The organism is Deltaproteobacteria bacterium, from assembly GCA_009930495.1.
GTDB lineage: Bacteria > Desulfobacterota > Desulfovibrionia > Desulfovibrionales > Desulfomicrobiaceae > Desulfomicrobium.
In genome coordinates, this window is sequence record RZYB01000002.1 from 22,106 (window position 1) to 45,360 (window position 23,255).

Genomic DNA, 23,255 nt, shown 5'->3' on the forward strand with positions numbered 1-23,255 from the left:
GCATCATGGCGGGAATATTCAAGGCGACCGACATTCTCCTGGCGGCTCAGGAAATCGAAACACGCGGCGAAGTCTTCTATAACCGGCTGGTGGCCACGACCGAAGACGCCAAACTCAAGGAAACGTTTTCGTTTCTGGCCAAGGAAGAAAGCAAACACAGGGAAATATTCCGCAAACTCTACGAGCGCGTGGGGCAGGTGGAACTTCCGGCCTGGGCCGAGGAAGATGAATATGTGGAATACATCAGGTTTCTCATCGATTCCCACACCTTGTTCCGGCTGGGAGACCTGGATCAGTTGAAACAGTTCATGGGCTCTCCCGAGGACGCCATTGAAAAGGCCATGGGCTTCGAGAAGGATACCATCCTTTTCTTCGTGGAAATGCACGAGTTCGTGCCCGAAGGCGAAAAGAAATACATCAAGGCCTGCATCGACGAGGAGCGCTCTCACCTGAGATTGTTGGCGAGCATGCTCCGGAAATAAACCCTAACAGAGTCACATCCTCCTCCAGAGGCTTCTTGGATGCAAATCCAGGGAGCCTCTTCTTTTGCGCGGTCAGCCTGGGGAGTAGGTCTAGGCGGGAGGCGCTTATGGTTGTTGTTGGTCCCGTGCCCAGATACGGGCCAAGGCCATGCCGGCCAGATTTTGCCAGAGACTGAAGATGGCGCCGGCCAGGGCCGATGTCGGGCCGAAAAATGCTCCAGCCAGAGCCACGGCCAGGCCCGAGTTTTGGATTCCGACTTCCAGGGAGATGGTCCGGGCGGAGCATTTGTTCGCTCCCAGGATGCGGGCACTCCAGAAACCGGCGAGAAAACCCAGACCATTGTGGAGGATTACCGCCAGAAAAATCAAACCAGGAAATTCCAGAAGATTTTTTTGGTTCAGGGCGACAACACAGGCGATAACCGCGGAAATGGCCAGCACGGAAATGGATGGAAAAATGTCGAGCAGGGGTTCAAGGCGTTTGCGGAACAGGCGGCGCAAGACAAGGCCGTCCAGCAGGGGAAAAACCACGATCCAGAAAACCGAACCGACCATGGCCCAGAAATCCACGCGTACCCGCGTGCCAGCCAAAAGTTCCACCAGGGCCGGAGTGGCCAGCGGAGCCACCAGGGTGGAGACAAGGGTCATGACCACGGACAGGGGGACATCGGTTTTGGCGAAATAGGCGACGACATTGGAGGCCGTTCCCGATGGGCAGCACCCGACCAGGATGACACCGATGGCGGCCTCGGTCGGCAGACCGAGGATGAAACACAATGACCAGGCCAACAGTGGCATGAGCGTGTATTGCAACGCCACGCCGAGTCCGGCCGTGCGCCATTCCCGTCCGACACGGGAAAAATCACCGAACTCCAGGGTCAGGCCCATGCCGAACATGATGATCCCCAGCCCCAGGGAAATGTGGGGTTTGATCCAGGCGAAAAGAGGCGGATACACCAATGCCAGGGCGGAAAACCCCACGGCCAGCGTCAGAAAGTGGTGTTCGATCAGTCGGGGCAGGGTGGATGGCATGGGCTCTCCGGGCGCGTGACCAGCTGTTGGAGTTCTTTCTTTTGTTGAGGCGTTGCTTTCCCGGGAATGCGTTTTGTCCTGGCGACATAGTGCACGTGATGCCCTGCATGCCAGGCCTCGTCGTGATGTTGGGGGAATTCAGCGCGGCCTGGTTGCGTTCCAAAGGCGCAGGGAGAGAAGAAACACCGCGGCCGTTTCGAAACGCAAAATGTTTGGTCCAAGGGTTCTGGGCGCAAAGTCATGGGCCTGGAAGATCTGGGCTTCCTTTTGCTCCAGGCCGCCCTCGGGGCCCAGCACGGCCACCGTGCCGCCGGCGTGGGTCAGATCGTCCGGATGGATGATCCGCGTTTGTTCGTGCTCCCAGCACAGGACGCGGCAGGAAAATCCGGCCGCGGCGTCGATCACGTCGCGTGGTCCGCCCAAGGAGCGTATTTCCGGCAGCCAGGATGTACCGCACTGTTTGGCCGCCGCCACGAGTTGGCGTTCCCATCCGTCCTTGCCCTGGTCCGGCGGGGCGCCTTGGGAACGCTCGGCCTCCCAAAACCAAATCCCCGCCGCGCCCAATTCCACGGCTTTTTCCAGCAGAAAGCCACGTCGGATATTCTTGGCCCAGCCCACGGCGAGAACAAGCGGGAATGCCGGGGCTGGGGCCTCGTTTTCCGAGATTCTGGCGAGGCGCACCTCTTTTTTGTCCATGCCGAGGATGCGAAACAGGCCGGTTCGGCCCTGGCCATCCATCAGCCGGACCTCCTGTCCGGTTTTAGCCCGCAAGACACGGGTGAGGTGATGGGCTTCCTCGCCGCCCAGAACAAAAGGCTCCCTCCATAAGGAAGGAGCCAGATAAAATGTGTTCAACCGGGCCATGTCAGCCGAGTTTTGTCCGCGCGGTTCCGGCGGTGTAAAAAGGCATGTCCGCGCGAATTGCCTCAAGGGTTGTTTTGGGGCCTTTGACCGTGAAGACGCCCTGGTCGGCCATGTCCGCCCGGACGTAGGCCATGGCCACGCAGTAGCCGAGGCTGGGAGCGAAGGAGCCGCTGGTGATCGTGCCCACCCGGGTTCCGCCCACGAAAACCTCGTCGGAGTGACGCGCGCTGCGGCGGCCGTCGATACGCAGGCCGACAAGGCGCTCCCGGACCGTGCCCAGTCCTGACTTGCCGATGAAATCCGCCTCGCTTTTGAGCATGCTTCCGTATCCGGCCTCGATCGGAGTATGGCCGGTGTCCAGGTCCTGGCCATAGAGGGGGAGGCCCACTTCAAGACGCAGCGTGTCCCGCGCGCCCAGGCCGGCCGGGCGCACGGCCGTGTCGGCCAAAAGGCGGGTCCAGAGTCGTTCGGCCTTGTCCCAGGGCAGATAAAATTCATAGCCCAGTTCGCCTGTGTAGCCCGTGCGACTCACGAGAAGCTTGAAGCCATCGCATTCGACCTCGCGGAATCCAAAATATCCCAGCGAGGCCCAATCGCCAGGCATGGTCCGGGTCAACACGGCGAAAGATTCGGGTCCTTGCAGGTCGATCTTGGCGATTTCGAAGCTGTGGTTGCTCAAGGACAGCCCCGTCGCGAGGTGATCCTTGATCCAGGCGAAATCGGAGTCGATGCACGCGCCGTTGACCACCAGCATGTACCTGTCCGCGGCCAGTCGATAGACAATGAGGTCGTCCAGGACGCCGCCGTGGTCATTGAGCAGGAAGCCGTAGCGGCATTTTCCCGGGGTCAACGTGGCTAGGTTTTGAGTGGCGACACGGCTCAGGGCTTCGGTCGCGCCCGGTCCGGAGAGGTAAAATTCGCCCATGTGGGAAATATCGAAAACGCTGGCCCTGGCGCGGGTATGCTTGTGCTCGTCCAGGATGCTGCTGTACTGGACCGGCATTTCCCAGCCGGCGAAGGGCACGATCCGACCGCCGTTTTCCTTGTGCCAGGTGTTGAGCGGGGTCTTGAGCAACTCGGCCATGGAGATTCTCCTTGCTGCTAGAGGTTGATGGCGCAATCGCTTTTTGTCTTGCGTATGGCCCGCAGTTCGTCAACCAGGGCGACGAGACGGCGATAGAGCCTTTTGATCTGGAGTCCGTTTTCGGTAAGCTGATCGTCCTTGCGGTTGATATAGGATCGGATCAGATACCGATCGTTGAGCATGGATTCCGCGAAGTAAATCGCCTTGAAGAAAAGCTGCTCGTAGTAATTGATGAACTCGAATTTCAGGTTCGTGAGAAGCTCGGTCCCCACCAGAAGCATCTGTTTGTACCCGATGCGTTTTCCCTTGTGGTATCTGTTGCCGAGGTCTTCGAGCTGTTTGATGTTCCGCGCCTGTTTGATGTAGCTGTAAATGGATCTGACCTCGTTGTGGACATCGTGCAGGTCGGCGAAGTCGTCCGCGAATTGTGGATTGGTCAGGTAGCCATCCAAAACCTGGGTTATTTCACTATAAAATTCGTCGGAATATCCGATCAGGCGGCGTTGATGCTTGTTGAGCCACGAATGGAGAAATTTGAGGCGTTTTTCGTGGCTGTCCGTGTTCTCGACGACTTCGCTACCCTTGAAAAGGATACGGCCTTCAAATTCTCCCCGTACGATGTCGTTGAGTTTGAGGCTCATGGAATACGAGTCCTTGATGACATTGACCGAGGAGCACACGGCACCGGTCAGGGGGTGGATGATCTCCTGGCGCGCCACGGACAGGGCCCGCTCCTGGCGGACGTTGTTGGCGTTGAATTCATGCTGGCGGTACAGGACGCGCAGGATGACAACCCGTTTTTTCGCGTCCACGAAGAACCCGTCGCGCTCCAAAAGCTGCACGGCCTCGGTGTTGCTTGTTTCCAACCGGACCAGGGCTGTCTTTTCCACATGGGGATAATGAAAGCCGGCCTTGATGTTGTGGATCGAGGTCAGAGTCCGGTCGGACTGTCCCAGAACCTTGATCAGGAAACGCTCACCCATTTTGTGTAGGCGTCGGGCGAAGATGGCGGCCGAGGTTTTCCGTTCGGAGGAGATGGGGTAGCCGTAGAGTTCCATCAAAAATTGATACACGAAATCCCGGTGGGCTTCATAGGACTGGTTGTCGTTGGGCCGGAATTTTTTGGTTTTCAGGCCAAACCGCTTGAGTTCCGTGTCCAGGTCCGAGGGAAGCGACGCGTAGATGCCGGACAGATAGAAATTTCCATCACAATCCCGGGCGAGTACATGTGCCCGGTCCATGTGGCTCAAATAATGGACAAGCAGGCTGTAGGTCGCGATATCCGAAATTTGGCGATCCTCGGTGGCGGCTTTGAATCCGTCGCGGGCTTGGCGGGGCAAACGACGCAAAAAGATCTCTTGGTTTTTTTGCTGCAACACGTCCTCCAGGACACAGGCTTGCCCCCGCGCCGAGCAGTCCGCGTCCCGGCAGGTGTGCAACAGGTCGAACTGGAAGACCTCGTTGAAATAGTCGATGCCCCTGTTGAAAACGACCATGGAGAATCCAGGCAGATCCGCGAATTCGTACAAACTCGGTTCGAATGACGGGAGCAGGTCCCGGGCGTCGACAAGGGGGTAGTTTTTGATTTCCCGAAAGGGTTCGAGCAGACAGAATTTGATGTGGATAAATTCCAAATAGTCCTTCAGATGTCCGAAATCGCGCAGCACATTGGTTGGCAGCAGATGGCCGTTGTCCAGGCAACGTAGGGAAGGGACCTTGGAGAATGCGGAATGCCATTTCATGCGGAAGCCAATTATCTCGTTGTGTTCGGTAGTGGTCTGTGTAGAGTGCGTTACACGTTTCGAGCGGTCCGTAAACAGGATTTTGTCTTCGGGGCCTGGCCGCGCTGGTTGCCGGTTGGATTGTTTCCCTATATGCCGGGCCTCGTTATTTTCGGCATAAACCAGCCTTTCCTCGATACCATGGCGATGTCTTGAACATGATGAAACATTCTTCCCTGGACCGGCTTTTGGAGACCATTGGCAGCGTTTTCGACGCCTATTCCGTGGTTTTGTTCCGTGGCGACGCCTCGGGCATGTACGAGCTGGTGTCCTCCTTTAGTCTGGGCGATTCCGTTATTCCGGGTTTGCGGATCGATTCCGGCCATGGTTTGGTGGGGTGGATCCTCAAGCATGGCAAGCCCCTGTTGGTCGACCGTTTTGATCAGAAAAACGCGCTGTTGGGGTATTACGGATACGAGCAGGAAGAGCAGATCAAGGTTTTTGTTGGCTGTCCCCTCCCCGGAGGTCGGGGCGCTTTGTGCATGGACAGCAAGAAAACCTATGCGTTCACCGACAAGGATCAACGCATCCTGGCCCTGTTCGCCGGAGTCATCGAGGCGATTTTCACGGATTTGGGGGATGCCTCGATCTCCAGTCAAGACCAAAAATTCTACAGATTTTTGCAGCTGGTCTATGCTCTGCGCGAAAAGCATCCCAAATGGACGGATTTTTTGAAGCGGTATTTGACGCTGTTGTCCGATGCCAGTGGCTATGAATATTCCTTTCTCGTGGTCAGCGACGAGTGGGGGAACAATTATTTTTTGGAAGGATGCAACAAGCCTTTTGCGGTTGATGGCATGCTGGATCGACTGACTTTCAGCACTGGCAGTGGCTTGTTGGGATGGGTGTTCAAGAAGAACCAGCCCGTTTTTTTGGGTGACGGCAAGGGCGAGCTGGGACGCGTTCCCCTGTTTGGCCGGGATGTTCCTGGACTGGCCCTGAACACGGTGCTGGCCTTTCCGCTCAAGGTGCACACGCGTTGTCGGGGGGTGTTGGTTTTCGGCGACCCGACCAGCCACGCCATTGGCGATGATGTCCGTGCCTTTGCCAAGATGACCGCGGAATATCTCGCTCTTTTTTTGGAGAATTTGTATTTGAAGAATCGGCTCAAGCAGGTAGCCGCCCAGGGGGCCGCGGACCGCTGCGATGCCTCCAAGGCTTCCTTTCCCGACAACTCCGACCTTATCGATTAGGATTGCCTATGTTTTTTAGCAAATTATTTGGCTTTCTCGGCAAGGATCTGGCCATGGATCTGGGCACGGCCAATACGCTTTTATATTCCCCCAAGGACGGCATCGTGTTGAACGAACCGTCCGTCGTGGCCCTGGATGTGCGCAGCGACTCCATTTTGGCAGTGGGGCGGGAGGCCAAGGAGTACCTGGGGCGTACTCCGGATCGGATTCGGGCCGTGCGCCCCTTGAAGGACGGGGTGATCGCGGATTTCGAGGTGACCAAGGCCATGATTGCCTACTTCATCCGCAAGGTCATCACCGGCATGCGCCTGGTCAAGCCGCGCATGGTTATCTGCGTGCCGGCCGGCATCACCCAGGTCGAGAAACGGGCAGTCATCGAATCCGCCCTGCAAGCCGGGGCGCGGGAAGTGAAACTCATCGAGGAGCCCATGGCCGCGGCCATCGGCGCCGGATTGCCCATCGACGAACCGCGCGGCAACATGGTCGTGGATATTGGCGGCGGCACCACGGAGGTCGCGGTTATTTCCTTGTCCGCCGTGGCGTATTCCGAATCCGTGCGCATCGCCGGTGATGAGATCAATGACGCCATCCAGCGCTTCGTGCAGGATGAATTTCAGCTTTTGATCGGCGAGAACATGGCGGAAACGGCCAAGATTCACATTGCCTCGGCCTTGCCGTTGGCCGAGCCCATGCAGTTTCGTGTGGCGGGGAAGAATCTGGTCGACGGCACGCCCAAGACCGTTGTCTTGACCGACAGCCATGTCCGTGAAGCCATCAAGGAGCCGGTGGCGGCCATTGTCGCGGCGGTACGTCGGGCCCTGGAGAAAACGCCTCCGGAGCTCGTGGCCGATATCGCCACCAACGGTCTGCTTCTGGCAGGAGGCGGGGCGCTTTTGAAAGGGCTCGACAAGTTGATCACCCAGCAGAGCTCCTTGATGGTGCACATCGACGACGATCCTTTGACCACGGTCGTGCGGGGCACTGGCCGATCGTTGGAGAACGAGGCCGCGTTTTCCAAGGTTTATATCAACTAGGCCCAAAGGCGATCTGCTCCGTCCACACAGTGATGAGCGCCGGGGTGAACAGGTCCGGGTGGGCGCTGGCCAGGGCGTCCAGTTCGTCCTGGTCCACGGAAAGGTAGTCATGATCGTGCAGCAAGGTCGAGCCTTGGGCGCTGTCAAGGCGGGCAAGGAAAATTTCCACGAAAGCATTGCCGGTACGGGCCGATGCGCCAAGAGTCCGCGCATGCCAGACCTCCAGACCGGGGAGGGAGGCAGGAACGCAGGCCCGGGCCACGTCTTCGGCGGCCAGACCGGCCTGAACATGTCCACCGCCGGCGATGTCCCAGCGGCCGGGATAGATAGGATGATCCGCCGGGCGCCGTCGCAGGACAAGACGGCCACGGGCGTCACTCAAGACCAGGGCCACGTTTCTGTGCTTGAGCCCCTGGCGTAGGACCTGTTCGCGGTCCATGACCGCGAGGGGTCGGTTGTTTGCGTCCACGACATAGATCTGGGTGTTGGTCGATTCTTCCGTCATCGGTGATCCTTGCGAGGTGTCCGTCGGTGCTTTCCGAAATAAAATTACGCCCCTTGAATACTGGTGACGCCGAGGCCCTGGCCGCGTTGGAGGCGGGTGTCTTCGTCGACGCCTGGAATGCCTCTCATTTCGGGGAGTTGCTTGTCCAGGAGTGTTTCATGGCCGTGGGCGCGATGCGTGCCGAGGATTTGCTCGGGTACGTAACCGCCTATGGCATCGAAGACGAGGTGGAAATCGTCAATGTGGCCATCCGGGCGGACATGCGTGGCCATGGTCTGGGTACCCGGTTGCTGCGGTTTTTTTTGGAACACGTCCGGGCAATGGGTGGACGCCGTGTTTTTTTGGAAGTGCGTGCTGGCAATTCTGTTGCCCTGGCCTTGTACGCCCGGGCTGGATTTGTCCATGTTGGTGTCCGGAAGCGGTATTATGCGGATACGGGCGAGGACGCCCTGATTTTGGCCTGGCCCGACTCGCATGGTCGGAATCCTTGAAACAGAGAACAAACGAGACGGAGTTGTAATGATTGTCATGGAAACGTCCCTGGGGACAATGAAAATTGAACTTTTCGCCGACAAGGCGCCTTTGACCTGCGATAATTTCCTGACCTACGTTCGGGATGGTTTTTATGATGGCACCATTTTTCATCGGGTCATCCCGAATTTTGTCCTGCAAGGCGGGGGCATGACCGAGACCATGGCCGAAAAAACGACGCGGAGCCCCATTAAAAACGAAGCCGACAATGGCCTGCGCAATGTGCGGGGCACCTTGTCCATGGCCCGAACCCAGGCCGTTGACAGCGCCACGTCCCAGTTTTTCGTCAATCTGCGGGATAACGCCTTTTTGGACCACGGCGCGCGTGATTTTGGATACGCGGTTTTTGGCAGGGTCGTGGACGGCTTGGATGTGATGGATGCCATAGCCGCAGTGGAGACGGGCACATATGGATTTCATCAGGACGTGCCCAAGGCGCCGGTCCTCATGACGCGGGTGTTCGTGGAGGAGTAGGCCATGGTGCGCCTGCGGACCGGTTTTCCGTTCTCCTCCGGGCACGTGCATACAATTTTCCCGCCGTTGTTTCGACCTCGGCCGCGTTTGGAATACCAGCGTCAGCGTGTCGAGACAGCGGATGGGGATTTCGTGGACGTGGATTGGCATTGCCGCGGTAGCGACCACTTGGTGATTATCCTGCATGGCCTGGAGGGCCATTCCCGCCGGACCTATGTTTTGGGCATGGCCCGGGCCGCTCGGGATCACGGCTTCGATGTCCTGGCAATGAATCTGCGGGGATGCAGTGGCGAGCCCAACCGTAAACTGCCTTCGTATCATTCCGGACTGACCGAGGACCTGCACGATGTGTTGCGCATGGTCCGCGCTCTGAACCGGTATGCGTCCTGCTTTCTGATCGGATTTAGTCTCGGGGCGAATCTTGTGCTCAAGTATCTGGGGGAGGCGCCGGAGCGCGTTCCCGTCGAGGTTCGGGGCGCGGTGGCTGTTTCCGTGCCCTGCGACCTGGAGGATTCGGCTCAAAGTCTGGCGCGCCCTGGATGCCGGTTTTATATGCGCTATCTGCTTGACCAGCTCGGAAGGAAGGTTATCGAAAAGGAGCGCCTTTTTCCGGGAGCTGTCGATCTTGCAGCGCTACGACATGTTCACACATTTCGGGAATTCGACGATCTGTGCACCGCTCCCTGGCACGGATTTCGCGACGCCCTGGATTATTGGCGCAAGTCAAGCAGTAAGCAATTTTTGGTCGCGATCGACCGACCCACATGCATCATCAATGCCCTGGATGATCCTTTTCTGGGTCCGAAATGCTTTCCCGAGTGGGAGGTTGAATGCAACCCATTCCTGATCCTGATCACGCCACCTGTCGGTGGTCATGTGGGTTTTGTCGGCACGGGGGATATGTATTGGTCCGAGTGGCAATCCATGCGTTTTTTGACCAGTCTGCGCCAGGACTAAACATGGGGGCATTGTGCAAACAGTGGGCGCCGATGTGCACGTAAACGTGCACATTCAACACAGAGGGTGTGCTTTCATGCCGTGATTTTTGATTTTTTTTACGGTACGATCGATGCATCCGCATGGTGTTTCGTAATGGAGCATTGGATTGATTGGAGGTTTTATGAAGAAATTTTTGTCTGTTCTCATTATCTGCTTGGTATTTCCACTATCTGTTGCCCTGGCGCGGGACTTGCCCGATTTTACCGATTTGGCGGCCTCGTCCGGGCAGGCGGTGGTGAACATCAGCACGGTCAAAATTGTCAAGAAGCAGCAGCAATTGCAGCGTTTTTTTCCACAAAATCCGCACGGTCAAAACCCTTTCGAGGATTTTTTCGAGCAATTTGATCGTTTTTTTGGCGATCAGGGGCGTCGTGCTCCCCGCGAACAGCGTTCGTTGGGATCGGGGTTTGTCATTTCCGCCGACGGCTATATCGTGACCAACAACCATGTCATCGACGGCGCGGATAAAATCAAGATCAACCTGCAATCCGACAAGGGCGGCGCGGACAAGTCCTATGACGCGGAGGTTGTGGGCTCGGATGCCGAGACGGATCTGGCCCTGCTCAAAATAAATGCCGGCACTTCCTTGCCATATTTATCCCTAGGCGATTCCGATGCTCTCAAGGTCGGGCAGTGGGTCATGGCCATCGGCAATCCGTTTGGACTGGACCATACCGTTACCGCCGGTATCGTCAGCGCCAAGGGGCGGACTATCGGGGCCGGCCCGTACGACAATTTCATCCAGACCGACGCGTCCATCAATCCGGGCAACAGTGGCGGGCCGCTCATCAACATGAATGGCGAGGTCATTGGTATCAACACGGCGATCATCGCTTCCGGGCAGGGCATTGGATTTGCCATCCCGAGCAAACTTGCCGGTCAGGTCATCGAACAGCTCAAAACACACAAGATGGTAAAACGGGGCTGGCTTGGTGTCTCCATCCAGGACGTGGACGACAATTCGGCCAAGGCGCTTGGGCTGGATGACGCGCGAGGCGCTTTGGTGGCCAATGTCACGCCTGGCGATCCAGCGGAAAAAGGAGGCGTGCGCGCCGGAGATGTCATTGTCGCCGTCGATGGGATCGATATTGAAAACGCGGGCGATTTGACCCGTAAAATCGGGGACTTGTTGCCGGGCGTGAAGATTACCCTGTCCGTGTGGCGTCAGGGCAGGCTGTCCAAGGTGGGGGTGGTTCTGGGTGAGCGCAATGCCGAAAAAGTTGCCCAGGGTCAGCCCGAGGCTGGGGCGGCTGGCGAGATGATACTCGGTCTGTCGGTGCGGCCGGTAAGCGCCGAGGAAGCCAAGGTCCTGGAGATGGACAAGCCCAGGGGGCTTCTTGTGCTCGAGGTGGAGGACGGGTCGGCGGCCATGGAGAGCGGAGTAAGTGCTGGCGATGTGATCGTGGAAGCCAACGGACTCCCGGTGAATACCGTCAAGGCGTTGCGGGACGTGGTCCAGGGCGATGCCAAGGCCAAGGGAGCGGTAATGCTCCTGATGCAACGACAGGGGCGCAACGTGTTCAGGACAATTCCTGTGAATTAACGACACAAGGCGCCGCCAAGGCGCCTTGTTCACGAGGTCTCATGAGTTGGACATTGCACGCTGGCTGCAAGATCAATTTATACTTGGATATCGTCGGGGTGCGGGAAGACGGCTATCACGAACTTGAAAGTTTGTTTTATCCACTGTCCGAGCCGTGTGACACGTTGCGCATAGGCCCTCGGACGGAGCCGGGGTTGGCTTTACGATGTTCCATTCCCGCGTTGGCTTCCTCGAAAAATATTTTGGCCCAGACCTACGATCGTTTTGCGCGGGCAACAGGGTTTGCTCCGGGCTTGGCTGTGTGGCTGGACAAGGGTATCCCAATGGGCGCTGGGTTGGGCGGGGGGAGCAGCGATGCCGCTGTTTTTTTGCGGTGGCTCAATGACCATGCGGGAACATCGGCCCTTGATGGCGCTGCTCTTCATGGGATGGCTTTGTCCCTGGGCGCGGACGTGCCTTTTTTTCTGGTCAACAAACCGGCCTGGGTGACGGGAATCGGGGACACAGTCCGTGCCGTGGCGCTCGATCTGTCCGCGTTCACGATGGTGCTGGCGTGCCCGGACGTGCATGTCGACACGAAATGGGCGTATGGTCGTTGGGATGCCATTCATGCTCGCGTGGAAGAGAGAGAAAGAAAATCGTTGACAGGGGATGACCTCCCGCATAAGAGACTTTGCTTCACGAATCTCTCGGGATTTCGGAATGTATTTGAAGAAGTGGTTTTTCCTGACTTTCCGGTTCTTTACAAGATCAAGCAGGGGCTTCTTCGGTCTGGAGCCGATGTTTGTGTCATGAGTGGTTCGGGTTCCAGTCTCGTGGCGATTTTTTCGACACGAACCGGCGCGCTTCAGGGCGCCAGCCTGATGCGGGCATGGAATGTTCGTTGTCATGTTGTTCAGTTCTCGTGAACGTGTTTCGCGAGAAATCGGTGGATGGCAAAGATCCCGCGTGGGTTGAAATTTTTTTGTGGCTTAGAGTTTGATACGCTGCCAGGAATTTTACTGGCAAGCCAGGATGGGGCGTCGCCAAGCCGGCAAGGCAACGGGTTTTGGTTCCGTCATTCGGAGGTTCGAATCCTCCCGCCCCAGCCAATATTTTTTTTGAGGATTGTCCAATGCGAGTGGGTGAACTGAAGATCGTCACAGGTACCGCTAATCCGGCCTTGGCTGCTCGAATCTGTGATCATTTGGGGTGTAAGATTACCCCGTCGCTTGTGGATGTTTTTAGCGACGGCGAGATCCGGATAGAGATGGGTGACAATGTGCGGGGGGATGATGTTTATGTCGTCCAACCGACCTGTGCTCCGGTCAACCATAACCTGATGGAGCTCTGCCTCATGCTGGACGCCTTGAAGCGAGCCAGCGCGGGCCGTGTCACGGCCGTGGTTCCATATTTTGGCTATGCCCGGCAGGATCGGAAGGTCGTGCCCCGTGTGCCGATCAGCGCCAAGATGGTCGCCGACTTCATCACCGTGGCCGGAGTGGATCGGGTTTTAACCATTGATTTGCACTCGGGTCAGATTCAGGGCTTTTTTGATCGGCCCGTGGACAATCTGTACGCGGCTCAGGTTATTTTGGAGTATATCAAGAATCTTGGGGACAATCTGATTATTGTTTCGCCGGATGCTGGGGGCACGGAGCGTGCCCGTGCCTACGCCAAACGTCTCGGAGTAGGGCTGGCTATCGTCGACAAGCGGCGTGAAGGCCCCAACCGCGCGCACGCGATGCAATTGATTGGCGACGTCAAGGGTAAAATCGCGGTGGTGCTCGACGACATGATCGACACTGCTGGCACCATGACCGAGGCAGGAAATCTGTTGGCCGAAAACGGAGCCGAGGATGTGGTCGCCTGCGCGACGCATCCGGTTTTGTCTGGCCCTGCGGTGGAGCGGCTGATGAGTTCCGCTTTTTCCCAGGTCATTGTCACGGATACTATTCCGCTCAATTCCAAGGCGGCGGCCAGCGACAAATTCAAGGTGATTTCCGTGGGCAGCCTTATTGCCAAGGCCATCCACAATATCCATTCCGAATCTTCGGTCAGCGTTCTTTTCAGCTAGCAGCTGGCGGAAATTGATTTTTAGTTGGTGCATAAAGGAGTACAGCATGTCTGAAGTCACTAGTTTGACGATCGTAAAACGCGAGGAAAGAGGCAAGGGCCCTTGTGGTCGTCTGCGCGCCCAGGGTTTTGTCCCCGGTGTATTCTATAATTCCAAGGGCGAAAATATTTCGTTTACCGTGGATAATCTGGCTTTGGGCAAGGCTTTCGAGAAAGTCCGCTACTCCAAGATGATTGAGTTGCAGATCGAAATCGATGGCAAGACGGAAAAGCGCAACGCGCTCTTCAAGAAGTTGGTCTCCCATCCGGTCAAGCGCCGTTACGATCATGTTGACTTCGTGGGTATTGATTTGGATAAGGAAGTCCAGGTCACAATCCCGGTTGAAGTTACTGGCCGTGCCAAGGGCGTGGTTCTTGGTGGTAAGCTCGAAGTTTTTCAGGAACGTGTTTTGGTTCGTTGTCTGCCTACCATCATTCCTGATTCCATCGTTGTCGATATTACCGAACTGGGTATTGGGGACAAAATTTTTGTCGACCAGTTGGTTCTGCCCGAAGGCGTGTCCGCCGTTTACGACCGCAACTATGTTGTGATGTCCGTTCTGGCTGGCCGTGGCGCCAAGGCTGGCGAAGAAGCTTAGCGTCTTTTCCAAGACAACTTCCGGGCCCTGCCTTGCGGGGCCTTTCTTCTTTCTTTCCTGAACATTTCGCGTCCAACGGCTTCCAATGAAATATGATGGCCTGATTGTCGGTTTGGGCAATCCGGGAACGCAATATGCCCGCACGCGGCATAATTTTGGGTTCATGCTTGTGGATTGCCTGCTTGATCGTTGGGCGGGATTGTCCGGTGTTTCATGCACGCCGATCAAAAATCGGGGGAACTCCTGCCTGTGGGAGGTCTCCGAGCCCTGTGGGGGGAGGCGTTGGCTAATCGCCAAACCTCTGACCTTCATGAATTTAAGCGGTCAGGCCGTGGGAGAGTTATGTCGTAAGAACGGGATCGAGGCCTCAAGGGTTTTGGTCCTGCACGACGAGTTGGACTTGCCCTTGGGTACGGTCCGTTTGAAATTTTCCGGAGGGTTGGCGGGCCATAATGGCTTGAAGTCCGTCGCGGCTCATCTCGGAACGCGGGATTTTGCTCGCTTGAGGCTGGGAATCTCCCGCCCCGCGACTCAGGAGCCCGTTGTTGACTATGTTTTGCGTGGATTTCCGCCCGCCGAAAGAGAGCTCGTCCGCGAAGCACTCGAGATTGGCGTCATGGCGGTCATGGATTATTGTGCCTTGGGACTGACTGCCGCCATGGAACGCCTTCATTCGCGAGCGTAAACACCATTTTTGAGTCTTAGTGGACTACCGCCTGTTTTTCATTTATATGAATTCTCCCATGCAGCTAGATTTCGTTTTTCTGGAGGTCGCTTGTGTTTTCAGTTGATGAACTTGTCGTCTATCCCGCTCAGGGGGTCGGTAAGGTCGAAAGAATTGAGACCCAGGAGATCGGTGGTGTTGCCACGGAGCTGATCATCGTGCGCATCTTGAGTAACAATGTCACCCTGATGGTTCCGGTTAAAAATGCCAAGAATGTAGGGCTGCGTGGTGTCTATTCTCCCGAGCAAGCGGATGAAATCCGTTCCTACCTTCGGGACCGTTCCGATTTCACGGGGTATTCCGGTCAGAATTGGAACCGTCGATACCGCGAATACTCGGAGAAACTCAAGAGCAGCAATCTCCGCGACGTGGCCTACGTGCTCAAGGAGCTCATCCTCATCGGCAAGGACAAGGAGTTGTCCTTTGGGGAGCGAAGGCTTTTGGAGCAGGCCATGGGGTTGATCACGCTTGAACTTTCCTTCGCGCTGCATCAGGATCAGGCTGATGTCAAAAAAGACATTGAAAGCCTTTTTGCCGATATTTTACAGGCAAAGGATGATTCCGCGTCTGAAGATATTGATTGAAGGGGGTATGTCCCCCTTGTTTTTTTCTTGAACGTCCATTACGGCTCTTTGCAATTCCTACCACATGGTCGAGTTCAGCTCGGTTTTCACGAATATATCTTGATTGATGCCCTATAGGGGTTCTCATAATCGATTTATCCAATTTTATATTCGGATTCTTTGTCCGCATTAGAGCACTTCAAGTCCGCTTGTTGCGAATCACATCGTCATGGCCACGGTCATATTTTATTGTTGCGAGGAATTGACATGAATCTTTCTGAATTGAAAACCAAAACCATGTCTGAACTCATGGACATTGCCAGTGAGTATCAGATTGAAAACATGAGCGGGTTACGCAAGCAAGAGCTTATATTTGCCTTGCTTCAGGCTTGTGCCTCTCAGAATGGTTCGATTTTTGGCGAAGGCGTGCTTGAAATCCTGCCGGATGGTTTTGGCTTTCTGCGGTCACCAATGTATAGCTACATGCCTGGGCCAGATGATATTTATGTTTCTCCTTCGCAGATTAGACGCTTCGGCTTGCGGACCGGCGATGTTATTTCCGGTCAGATTCGGCCTCCCAAGGAAGGTGAACGGTATTTTGCGTTGCTGCGGGTTAAGGAAATTTGCTTCCGCGAGCCCGAGGAAGCCAAGCGCATCGTTTTATTCGATAATTTGACCCCGATTTACCCGGACTCGCAATTCCGGCTGGAGAATGGGGACAAGAATTATTCCGCTCGAATCATGGATCTGATGACCCCCATCGGCAAGGGGCAGCGAGGCCTGATCGTCGCGCCGCCGCGAACCGGTAAAACCATGCTGTTGCAGACGATCGCCAACTCCATCAGCATCAACCATCCCGATGCGTACCTGATTGTTCTGCTCATCGACGAACGCCCCGAGGAAGTGACGGACATGGAACGCACGGTCAGGGCCGAGGTCATCAGCTCGACCTTCGACGAGCCGCCGCAACGCCATGTGCAGGTCGCGGAAATGGTTTTGGAAAAAGCCAAGCGCCTAGTCGAGCGCAAGGTGGATGTGGTCATCCTGCTTGATTCCATTACCCGCCTGGGACGCGCCTACAACGCCACCACTCCGTCATCCGGAAGGGTTCTGTCCGGCGGCCTTGACGCCAATGCCCTGCAGCGCCCCAAGCGGTTTTTTGGTGCGGCGCGCAATATCGAGGAGGGGGGCAGCCTGACCATTATTTCCACGGCCTTGATTGATACAGGCTCCCGCATGGACGAGGTTATTTTCGAAGAATTCAAGGGAACTGGCAACGCTGACATTTATCTGGACCGGCACCTGTCGGATAAGCGTGTCTTTCCAGCCATTGATCTCAATCGATCGGGGACCAGAAAAGAAGAACTTCTCCTTGACCCCGATGTCCTCAACAAGGTCTGGATCCTGCGTCGGATCATGGCCCCCATGAACTCCATTGACAGCATGGATTTTCTTCTGGATAAAATGCGCGGTACCAAGAGCAATAAAGATTTTCTCGACATGATGAATTCATAGGAGATCGCATGGCCGCCTTGCTCCGGATGGATTGCCCTCAAGACACCGATTACCGACTTTGGCTTGAGCTGTTATCTCTCAAGGCGTCGCCCGCCCTGCTCGACGCCATCGGGGACTCACTGGACGCCTACTTGCGCCATTCCGGATTGGCTACATATGTGATGGGTCTTTCCGGGGGTATTGATTCTTCCTTTCTCGCGGCGATTTTGCATTGGCGTCGTATCCCCTATCTGGGCTTTTGCCTGCCCATTGCCACCAACACCCCCGCCGAAATCGAACGTGGAGCCATGGTTGCCCAAGCTTACGCCAGCCCGCCAGCTGGAACGCAAGTTGGAGCCATGCAGGATTTTTCCACGTTGTATGCTGAGATATCCCGTGCCTTTGAGAGTGTTCACCTCAAGACAACGCCCTTGGCCGAGGGGAATATCAAGGCGCGTCTCCGGATGATGTTTCTGTATCATACCGCTCAGATTCATCATGGTTGTGTTTTGTCCACGGACCAGTTGGACGAATTGCTGACAGGATTTTGGACCTTGCACGGCGATGTCGGGGATATCAGTCCCATTCAGCTCATTCCCAAAAGCGTTGAATATGAACTGGCGAGGCAACTGTGCGCCAAGCTGGCGAATCCAGGGCCTCTCGAGGCCGCTATCGAAGCCGTGCCAACAGACGGTTTGGGCATCAGTGCCTCGGATCTTGATCAGCTGCAGGTGGACTCCTACGCCGAGGTGGAGCGTCTTTTTGTCGAATACTTTTCCCTGAAGTCCAAGGAGAATGCCCAGGGTTTGCTTCCCGGGGAACAAGCGCGTCGTGACTCCTTGGAACAAAGCGGCCCGGTGCGACGTTTTCTGAGCAGCGGCTTCAAGCGGAGAGGACCGGTTCTGTTTGACCCGAGGAGTGTGTGCTGAGATTCGTACAGTCTGATTGGTTGATTCGCTGTGTTTCCGCCGTGTGCGTGGTGGTATTGCTCGCTCCGGTCCGATGCTGGCCTGGGTTTGGGGAATTCACTATCCGCGACGAGATCGACTTGGCCCGTAAGTTCGATTTATTGATCGAATCGCGTTTTCCCGTTGTTGAAGACAGATTGATTGTCAATTACGTCAAAGGGTTGGTTGATCGGCTGGTCGAGGCCATGCCTCCCCAACCCTTCCCCGTCAAGGTGACCGTGGTGCGCGATGGGACCATGAACGCCTTTGCCTCGGCTGCTGGCCATATCACGGTTTTCACGGGCTTGATCACCAATCTGCGGAGCGAGGATGAGTTGGCCAGTGTGCTGGCACACGAACTGGCCCATGTTTCGGAGCGCCATGTCGCCAAGTCCATTGAAAAAAGTCAGTTGATCGGGGCCGGATCGTTGCTGGGCATGTTGGCCGGGGTCTTGATTGGTACCCAGGGTGATTCCGACGCTTCCGAGGCGTTGATCATGGGATCCGTGGCGGGTGGCCAGGCGATGGCGCTCAAGTATTCCCGTGCCAATGAAGAAGACGCGGACCAGCTTGGGCTTGGGTTTCTCGTCGGCGCGGGCTTCAACCCAATGGGCATGACCAGCGCCTTCGAGCGGATGCGCAAACTCCAGTGGCTCGGAGGTGGCGGGGCCGTGCCGTCTTATCTGGCCACGCATCCAGGCATGGATGAACGCGTTGGCTACATGCAGGAGCGTGTGGCTCGTCTGCCCCAGGACATTCGCCGTCGTCATACCGACAACAGTGCCTTTACTCGGGTGCAAGCCTTGGTCTTGGCGTGGTATGCAGATCCAAATACCGCCCTGGCCACGTTTTCCTCCAAGGGTAAATTTCCCGAATGCCTGGCCAGCCTGGGTTTGGCCATCGCGCACAGCCGCCTTGGGCAAAGCGAAAAAGCCAAGATGGAATTTCAACAAGCCTTGGCCTGCAATGGGCGGGATCCCCTCTGGCAACGCGAATATGGCCGATTTTCCTTTGAGTACGGGAAGCTCGACGTGGCGGCGGAAGCTTTGCGGACCGCCGTGCGCGAGGTCCCGGATGATTTGTTCGCTTTGTTTTTTTATGCCCGGGCCTTGGCCGAACAGGGCGATTTCGCCGCCAGTATCACGGCCATGCAACGTGTTTTGAAGGATGTTCCGCGCGATTCCGAGGTGCTTGAACATCTTGGGCGTTATCAAGCTGCCGCTGGCCGGCATTTCGACGCCCATGTGTCGTTTGCCAGGGCTTTTGCGTACACGCGAAAGTTTCGGAAATACGAGTACCATTTGCAACGGGCGGAATCCATGGCCCAAAGCGACAGCCAGCACGAGACTATCGACGACTTGCGCGATGAAATCGCGGAGTACCGGAACATTCTCGAAGGCAAGGCTGGCTAGCCCTTGAATTTCAACCTGCTACAGGGTAGCGAGTTCGTGGACACCACGCATACATTATTGGAGGAACTCATGTTTTTTGAAAATTTTGCCCATGCCATGGGGCAGGCCGGAGGGGTCGCCGGCGGACAGCCTGGAAATCCCCTGATGTCGTTCATGCCCCTCATCCTTATGTTCGTGATTTTTTATTTTTTGCTCATTCGGCCGCAGCAAAAAAAACAGAAAGAGCACAAGATGATGTTGGACAATCTTGGTCGTGGGGATCGTGTCGTCACCGCCGGGGGGCTGTACGGCCGCGTGGTCGAGGCCAAGGACGACATGTTGACCGTTGACTTGGGAAACGATGTCCACGTTCAGGTCGGACGGAGTTTTATTTCCGCGGTGCTTAATGGCGACGCCAGCAAGGCCAAGGATAAGGACAAGAAGAAATAAGACGACCGAAGCAGCGGATACGGCGGGCCTGTCTCGAGAACTGGGGCAGGCCTTGTTTTGCGTATTTCGGGCATGATTGGTCTCGGCGACGCGGTCATGCTTCAACCTGTTTGCTGGGATAAGGAAGAAGAGACATGGGGAGTTTGCGTTGGAGGGCGATAGTGGCCGCCATGGTGGTGCTTTTGGCCCTTGCTTACATTTTGCCCTCGATTCCCGCTGTCCGTACTTCGCCCCTGGGCGTGGTTTTGCCGGACGCTGAAATCAATCTGGGCCTTGATCTGAAGGGCGGCATCCATTTGACTCTGGGCGTGGATCTGGACACGGCCTTGTCCAATGCCATTACCAGTTATGGTCAGGATTTGCGTGTCGAGGCCCGGGAGAAGAAAATCGCTCTGTTTCGGCCCCGTCTTCAAGGCAAGACCAAGCTTGAATTTGTTTTGGTCAAGGCCGATCAGCGTGCCGAGCTGGATGCATTGCTCTCCTCGCGATTTTCGCAAATGCGGGTTGTTGCCCGTGACGAACAGGGCAACGGCCAGTTGCGTTACCTTCTCGAACCGACGCCTGACTACGTGAAGACCATCGAGACCTTGACCATGGATCAGGCATTGAAGACGATCCGTAATCGGGTGGACCAATTCGGGGTGGCCGAGCCGGATATCCGCAAGCAGCAGGGCAATAGGATCATAATCCAGCTGCCGGGCCTGGCCGATCCAAAGCGCGCCATCAGCATCATTGGCCGCACCGCGCATCTGGAATTCAAGCTTGTCGATGAAACCGCCGACGCACAGACCCTGGCCAAGGGTATCGCACCCTTGGACAGTGAATTGGCCTATCTGTACGATAAAACTCCGGAAGGCGCGGAAATCAAGACTCCCATCATGCTGCGCTCCGAAGTCGTCCTGACCGGTGAATACATCACCGACGCCAATGTGCAGTTTGATTCCTACGGACAGGCCTATGTGGGCATGACTTTCAACGCCCGGGGCGCTCGGATTTTCGAGGAAGTGACAGGCTCGAACGTCAAGAAGCGCTTGGCCATCGTGCTTGACGGCAAGGTGCATTCCGCCCCGGTCATCCAGGACCGGATTTCCGGTGGTCGCGCCTCCATCACCGGTCAGTTCACGACCGAGGAGGCCCACGATCTGGCCGTGGTGCTGCGGGCCGGCTCCTTGCCGGCGCCGGTGACCATTCTGGAGGAACGCACCGTCGGTCCTTCCCTGGGCCAAGAGTCCATTGAAAAGGGGATGTTCGCCGCGGCCGTGGGCGGCATCGCGGTGCTGCTGTTCATGAGCATTTACTACCGTCGCGCCGGTTTGATCGCCGCGTTCGAGGTGGTCTTGGACATGGCGTTGATTTTGGCTGGCATGGCCGCTTTCGGGGCCACCCTCACCCTGCCGGGCATCGCGGGCATTATCTTGACCATCGGCATGGCCGTGGATGCCAACGTGCTCATTTACGAGCGGATCCGGGAGGAGCTGCGCTCCGGCGCGGCGATTGGCGCCGCCATCCGGGACGGCTTCGAGCGGGCCACGCTGACCATTTTTGATTCCAATCTGACCACGATCATCGCGGCCGTGATTTTATACCAGTTCGGCACCGGGCCGGTGCGCGGATTCGCGGTGACTCTGACCTTGGGCATCCTGGCTTCCATGTTCACGGCGATTTTCGTGTCGCGGATCTTTTTCGACGCTTGGCTGGCTCGTCGTCAGCCGGGTACGCAACCGAGCATTTAAGGAGCGGTCATGTCTTTTGAACTCATCCGGCACGACACGAATTATGATTTCGTGGGAATACGCAAGTACGCGTACGCGTTGTCTGCGATTTTGTTGCTTATCGGCGTGTTTTCGTTGCTGTTCAAGGGCGGTCCTCGCTACGGGGTCGATTTCGCTGGCGGCATCAATATCCAGGTCAAGTTCAACCAGGGCGTCGAATTGGACGCCTTGCGCGTTGCCTTGGATTCTCCGGCTCTGCCCGGCCTCGTGGTTCAGAATTTTGGGGATGCCGATGCGCACGAGGTCTTGATACGGGCCGCGATGTCCTCGGCCACGGCCAATGAGATCCGCGATGTCGTCGCCCAGAGTTTGAACGCGAGTTTTTCTGGAGTGGGGCACGAGATCCAGCGCCTGGAAATGGTTGGCCCCAAGGTCGGAGCTGACTTGCGGGAAAAGGCTTTACAGGCGATTTTTTACGCGATTCTCCTTATTGCCACGTATATTTCCGGTCGCTTCGAACAGCGGTGGATGGTGGCCGGGCTCATGGCCGCGGCGCTGTCGGCCGTGGTTTATGTCTTGGAATTACTGCACGCCCCCATGAGCATGTCCGTCATCGCGGCCACCCTGGCCACCCTGGTTCTTTGCGCCGTGCTGCGATTGAAATATGCCCTGGGAGCGATGGTCGCCCTGATCCATGATGTCATGATCCCGCTTGGGATATTTTCCTTGCTGAACAAGGAAGTGGATTTGACCATCATCGCGGCCCTGCTGACCATTGTCGGTTATTCCCTGAATGATACGATCATCATCTACGACCGTATCCGCGAAAACATGCGGACCAAGCTTTCCCCGTCCCTGGATCAAATTATCAACCGGTCCGTGAATCAAACCCTGTCCCGGACCATCATCACCGGTGGCACGACCCTGATCGCGGTTTCGGCCTTGTATGTTTTGGGCGGAGCCGTGATCCAGGATTTTTGCCTGGTCATGATACTGGGAATCGTGGCGGGAACGTATTCCTCTATTTTCGTGGCATCTCCGATACTGCGTGCCTTTAACCCGCGGATCGACGACGAGCCCGCGCCCAAGACCGTCCAAGCCGAGGCTTGAGGTTTTTCGTTGCCCGTTCACGGCCCCCGCTTTTTGGCGGGGGCTTTTTTTTTTTTTTTATTCGAGTCGGATAGATCGTCTTGAGCGTGGCGCTCGGGAAGGCCTGTTCGTGGGTGCTGCCGCTACTGACGCAGGTCGGCAAATTTGGCGTTGATCAAGCGGGCGAGATCGTGTGGCGCGAGCTCGATTTCCACGCCTCTTCGTCCCGCGCTGACATGGATGGTGGGGTAGGTGAGCGCCGTGGCGTCGATGAAGGTCCGCAGACGTTTTTTTTGTCCCAAGGGACTAACCCCGCCCAGAACATAGCCGGTGGACCGTTCGACGAGCGTCGCCTCGGCCATGATCGCCTTTTTGCTCCCAGCGGCCTTGGCGATGTGCTTCAAGGCGAGCATGGCATTGACCGGCACAAGGGCGACGACCAACTCGCCCCCGGCGTCGACGACCAATGTCTTGAAGATTCTGCCGGGTGGAACATGCAATTTTTCCGCGGCTTCAAGACCGTAGGCGACACAGTCCGGGTTATGTGGATACTCATGGACAGTGAACGTGATTTTACCTTTTTTGGCGGCATTGATTGCTGGGGTCATGGACGTGCGGCTACAAAGAGGCGGGGCAAATGTCCAGGGCTGGGCGTCGTCTGGCGACGACG

24 protein-coding genes and 1 tRNA gene are annotated in these 23,255 nt (G+C 56.5%); 19 read left to right on the forward strand and 6 right to left on the reverse strand.

Features of this window, described 5'->3' with window-relative positions:
* The first annotated feature begins 5 nt into the window (after nucleotides 1–5).
* Nucleotides 6–482, forward strand: coding sequence for a rubrerythrin (locus tag EOL86_00515; protein ID NCD24062.1), 477 nt, complete (start codon nucleotides 6–8; stop codon nucleotides 480–482).
* A 105-nt stretch (nucleotides 483–587) separates the two neighbouring features.
* On the opposite strand, the gene EOL86_00520 is transcribed toward EOL86_00515, so the two are convergent.
* From EOL86_00520 to EOL86_00535, 4 genes are all read right to left on the reverse strand, one after another.
* Entirely contained in the window at nucleotides 588–1,514 is a 927-nt protein-coding gene (locus EOL86_00520) for a bile acid:sodium symporter family protein (protein ID NCD24063.1), read from the reverse strand.
* Nucleotides 1,515–1,652: 138 nt separating this feature from the next.
* The gene (locus EOL86_00525) at nucleotides 1,653–2,378 is read right to left on the reverse strand and encodes a 16S rRNA (uracil(1498)-N(3))-methyltransferase (protein NCD24064.1); all 726 of its coding nucleotides are present in this window, start codon (nucleotides 2,376–2,378) and stop codon (nucleotides 1,653–1,655) included.
* A gap of 1 nt (nucleotide 2,379) precedes the next feature.
* Entirely contained in the window at nucleotides 2,380–3,462 is a 1,083-nt protein-coding gene (gcvT, locus tag EOL86_00530; protein ID NCD24065.1) for a glycine cleavage system aminomethyltransferase GcvT, read from the reverse strand.
* Nucleotides 3,463–3,479: 17 nt separating this feature from the next.
* The gene (locus EOL86_00535; protein NCD24066.1) at nucleotides 3,480–5,204 is read right to left on the reverse strand and encodes a hypothetical protein; all 1,725 of its coding nucleotides are present in this window, start codon (nucleotides 5,202–5,204) and stop codon (nucleotides 3,480–3,482) included.
* 197 nt (nucleotides 5,205–5,401) lie between these two features.
* Here EOL86_00535 and EOL86_00540 point away from each other — a divergent pair, with 197 nt between their 5' ends.
* Together EOL86_00540 and EOL86_00545 are read left to right on the forward strand one after the other, a co-directional pair.
* On the forward strand, nucleotides 5,402–6,436 hold the full coding sequence (locus tag EOL86_00540; protein ID NCD24067.1) for a GAF domain-containing protein: 1,035 nt from the start codon (nucleotides 5,402–5,404) through the stop codon (nucleotides 6,434–6,436).
* Nucleotides 6,437–6,444: 8 nt separating this feature from the next.
* Nucleotides 6,445–7,470 (forward strand): rod shape-determining protein, encoded by a 1,026-nt coding sequence (locus EOL86_00545; GenBank protein ID NCD24068.1) that lies wholly within the window; start codon nucleotides 6,445–6,447, stop codon nucleotides 7,468–7,470.
* Here the strand turns inward: EOL86_00545 and EOL86_00550 are convergent.
* Entirely contained in the window at nucleotides 7,463–7,975 is a 513-nt protein-coding gene (locus EOL86_00550) for a hypothetical protein (protein ID NCD24069.1), read from the reverse strand. The two genes, EOL86_00545 and EOL86_00550, sit on opposite strands and share 8 nt — an antisense overlap.
* Here EOL86_00550 and rimI point away from each other — a divergent pair.
* The 16 genes from rimI to secF all read left to right on the forward strand — a co-directional run bounded on the left by rimI (nucleotide 7,930) and on the right by secF (nucleotide 22,606).
* A complete protein-coding gene (gene rimI, locus EOL86_00555; GenBank protein ID NCD24070.1) occupies nucleotides 7,930–8,466 on the forward strand; it encodes a ribosomal-protein-alanine N-acetyltransferase in 537 nt (178 codons plus the stop codon). The genes EOL86_00550 and rimI overlap by 46 nt on opposite strands.
* Nucleotides 8,450–8,980, forward strand: a complete 531-nt coding sequence (locus EOL86_00560) for a peptidyl-prolyl cis-trans isomerase (protein NCD24071.1) — start codon at nucleotides 8,450–8,452, stop codon at nucleotides 8,978–8,980. Before rimI ends, EOL86_00560 begins: the two co-directional genes overlap by 17 nt.
* 3 nt (nucleotides 8,981–8,983) lie before the next feature.
* Entirely contained in the window at nucleotides 8,984–9,937 is a 954-nt protein-coding gene (locus tag EOL86_00565; GenBank protein ID NCD24072.1) for an alpha/beta fold hydrolase, read from the forward strand.
* Between the two features lie 163 nt (nucleotides 9,938–10,100).
* Nucleotides 10,101–11,522, forward strand: coding sequence for a DegQ family serine endoprotease (locus EOL86_00570; GenBank protein ID NCD24073.1), 1,422 nt, complete (start codon nucleotides 10,101–10,103; stop codon nucleotides 11,520–11,522).
* Nucleotides 11,523–11,563: 41 nt separating this feature from the next.
* Complete coding sequence (locus tag EOL86_00575; protein ID NCD24074.1) at nucleotides 11,564–12,430, forward strand: 4-(cytidine 5'-diphospho)-2-C-methyl-D-erythritol kinase; 867 nt, start codon at nucleotides 11,564–11,566, stop codon at nucleotides 12,428–12,430.
* Between the two features lie 107 nt (nucleotides 12,431–12,537).
* Nucleotides 12,538–12,613: transfer RNA gene (locus EOL86_00580), tRNA-Gln, on the forward strand.
* Between the two features lie 23 nt (nucleotides 12,614–12,636).
* Nucleotides 12,637–13,578 carry a ribose-phosphate pyrophosphokinase gene (locus tag EOL86_00585; GenBank protein NCD24075.1) on the forward strand — a complete coding sequence of 314 codons (942 nt, stop codon included), beginning with the start codon at nucleotides 12,637–12,639 and terminating at the stop codon, nucleotides 13,576–13,578.
* 46 nt (nucleotides 13,579–13,624) lie between these two features.
* On the forward strand, nucleotides 13,625–14,215 hold the full coding sequence (locus tag EOL86_00590; GenBank protein NCD24076.1) for a 50S ribosomal protein L25: 591 nt from the start codon (nucleotides 13,625–13,627) through the stop codon (nucleotides 14,213–14,215).
* A gap of 85 nt (nucleotides 14,216–14,300) precedes the next feature.
* Nucleotides 14,301–14,900: an aminoacyl-tRNA hydrolase gene (locus EOL86_00595; GenBank protein ID NCD24077.1), complete on the forward strand. Its 600-nt coding sequence runs from the start codon at nucleotides 14,301–14,303 to the stop codon at nucleotides 14,898–14,900.
* Nucleotides 14,901–14,992: 92 nt separating this feature from the next.
* Nucleotides 14,993–15,523 carry a CarD family transcriptional regulator gene (locus EOL86_00600; GenBank protein ID NCD24078.1) on the forward strand — a complete coding sequence of 177 codons (531 nt, stop codon included), beginning with the start codon at nucleotides 14,993–14,995 and terminating at the stop codon, nucleotides 15,521–15,523.
* 246 nt (nucleotides 15,524–15,769) lie between these two features.
* Nucleotides 15,770–17,017 carry a transcription termination factor Rho gene (locus EOL86_00605; GenBank protein ID NCD24079.1) on the forward strand — a complete coding sequence of 416 codons (1,248 nt, stop codon included), beginning with the start codon at nucleotides 15,770–15,772 and terminating at the stop codon, nucleotides 17,015–17,017.
* Between the two features lie 8 nt (nucleotides 17,018–17,025).
* Complete coding sequence (gene nadE / locus EOL86_00610; GenBank protein NCD24080.1) at nucleotides 17,026–17,925, forward strand: NAD(+) synthase; 900 nt, start codon at nucleotides 17,026–17,028, stop codon at nucleotides 17,923–17,925.
* On the forward strand, nucleotides 17,919–19,355 hold the full coding sequence (locus EOL86_00615; protein ID NCD24081.1) for a tetratricopeptide repeat protein: 1,437 nt from the start codon (nucleotides 17,919–17,921) through the stop codon (nucleotides 19,353–19,355). Before nadE ends, EOL86_00615 begins: the two co-directional genes overlap by 7 nt.
* A 69-nt stretch (nucleotides 19,356–19,424) precedes the next feature.
* Nucleotides 19,425–19,784 (forward strand): preprotein translocase subunit YajC, encoded by a 360-nt coding sequence (yajC, locus tag EOL86_00620; protein NCD24082.1) that lies wholly within the window; start codon nucleotides 19,425–19,427, stop codon nucleotides 19,782–19,784.
* A gap of 134 nt (nucleotides 19,785–19,918) precedes the next feature.
* Nucleotides 19,919–21,517: a protein translocase subunit SecD gene (gene secD / locus EOL86_00625; GenBank protein ID NCD24083.1), complete on the forward strand. Its 1,599-nt coding sequence runs from the start codon at nucleotides 19,919–19,921 to the stop codon at nucleotides 21,515–21,517.
* 9 nt (nucleotides 21,518–21,526) lie between these two features.
* Nucleotides 21,527–22,606 (forward strand): protein translocase subunit SecF, encoded by a 1,080-nt coding sequence (secF, locus tag EOL86_00630; GenBank protein ID NCD24084.1) that lies wholly within the window; start codon nucleotides 21,527–21,529, stop codon nucleotides 22,604–22,606.
* 122 nt (nucleotides 22,607–22,728) lie between these two features.
* Here the strand turns inward: secF and ybaK are convergent, their stop codons facing one another.
* Nucleotides 22,729–23,193: a Cys-tRNA(Pro) deacylase gene (gene ybaK / locus EOL86_00635; GenBank protein ID NCD24085.1), complete on the reverse strand. Its 465-nt coding sequence runs from the start codon at nucleotides 23,191–23,193 to the stop codon at nucleotides 22,729–22,731.
* Between the last annotated feature and the right edge of the window lie 62 nt (nucleotides 23,194–23,255).

Coding starts and splice junctions, on each gene's coding strand:
- EOL86_00540 (NCD24067.1), top strand. CDS start 5,402: ATGATGAAACATTCTTCCCTGGACCGGCTTTTGGAGACCATTGGCAGC.
- EOL86_00590 (NCD24076.1), top strand. CDS start 13,625: ATGTCTGAAGTCACTAGTTTGACGATCGTAAAACGCGAGGAAAGAGGC.
- ybaK (NCD24085.1), bottom strand. CDS start 23,193: ATGACCCCAGCAATCAATGCCGCCAAAAAAGGTAAAATCACGTTCACT.
- EOL86_00605 (NCD24079.1), top strand. CDS start 15,770: ATGAATCTTTCTGAATTGAAAACCAAAACCATGTCTGAACTCATGGAC.
- EOL86_00575 (NCD24074.1), top strand. CDS start 11,564: ATGAGTTGGACATTGCACGCTGGCTGCAAGATCAATTTATACTTGGAT.
- EOL86_00535 (NCD24066.1), bottom strand. CDS start 5,204: ATGAAATGGCATTCCGCATTCTCCAAGGTCCCTTCCCTACGTTGCCTG.
- secF (NCD24084.1), top strand. CDS start 21,527: ATGTCTTTTGAACTCATCCGGCACGACACGAATTATGATTTCGTGGGA.
- gcvT (NCD24065.1), bottom strand. CDS start 3,462: ATGGCCGAGTTGCTCAAGACCCCGCTCAACACCTGGCACAAGGAAAAC.
- EOL86_00515 (NCD24062.1), top strand. CDS start 6: ATGGCGGGAATATTCAAGGCGACCGACATTCTCCTGGCGGCTCAGGAA.
- EOL86_00595 (NCD24077.1), top strand. CDS start 14,301: ATGAAATATGATGGCCTGATTGTCGGTTTGGGCAATCCGGGAACGCAA.
- EOL86_00560 (NCD24071.1), top strand. CDS start 8,450: ATGGTCGGAATCCTTGAAACAGAGAACAAACGAGACGGAGTTGTAATG.
- EOL86_00585 (NCD24075.1), top strand. CDS start 12,637: ATGCGAGTGGGTGAACTGAAGATCGTCACAGGTACCGCTAATCCGGCC.
- EOL86_00570 (NCD24073.1), top strand. CDS start 10,101: ATGAAGAAATTTTTGTCTGTTCTCATTATCTGCTTGGTATTTCCACTA.
- EOL86_00550 (NCD24069.1), bottom strand. CDS start 7,975: ATGACGGAAGAATCGACCAACACCCAGATCTATGTCGTGGACGCAAAC.
- EOL86_00520 (NCD24063.1), bottom strand. CDS start 1,514: ATGCCATCCACCCTGCCCCGACTGATCGAACACCACTTTCTGACGCTG.
- yajC (NCD24082.1), top strand. CDS start 19,425: ATGTTTTTTGAAAATTTTGCCCATGCCATGGGGCAGGCCGGAGGGGTC.
- secD (NCD24083.1), top strand. CDS start 19,919: ATGGGGAGTTTGCGTTGGAGGGCGATAGTGGCCGCCATGGTGGTGCTT.
- nadE (NCD24080.1), top strand. CDS start 17,026: ATGGCCGCCTTGCTCCGGATGGATTGCCCTCAAGACACCGATTACCGA.
- EOL86_00545 (NCD24068.1), top strand. CDS start 6,445: ATGTTTTTTAGCAAATTATTTGGCTTTCTCGGCAAGGATCTGGCCATG.
- EOL86_00525 (NCD24064.1), bottom strand. CDS start 2,378: ATGGCCCGGTTGAACACATTTTATCTGGCTCCTTCCTTATGGAGGGAG.
- EOL86_00565 (NCD24072.1), top strand. CDS start 8,984: ATGGTGCGCCTGCGGACCGGTTTTCCGTTCTCCTCCGGGCACGTGCAT.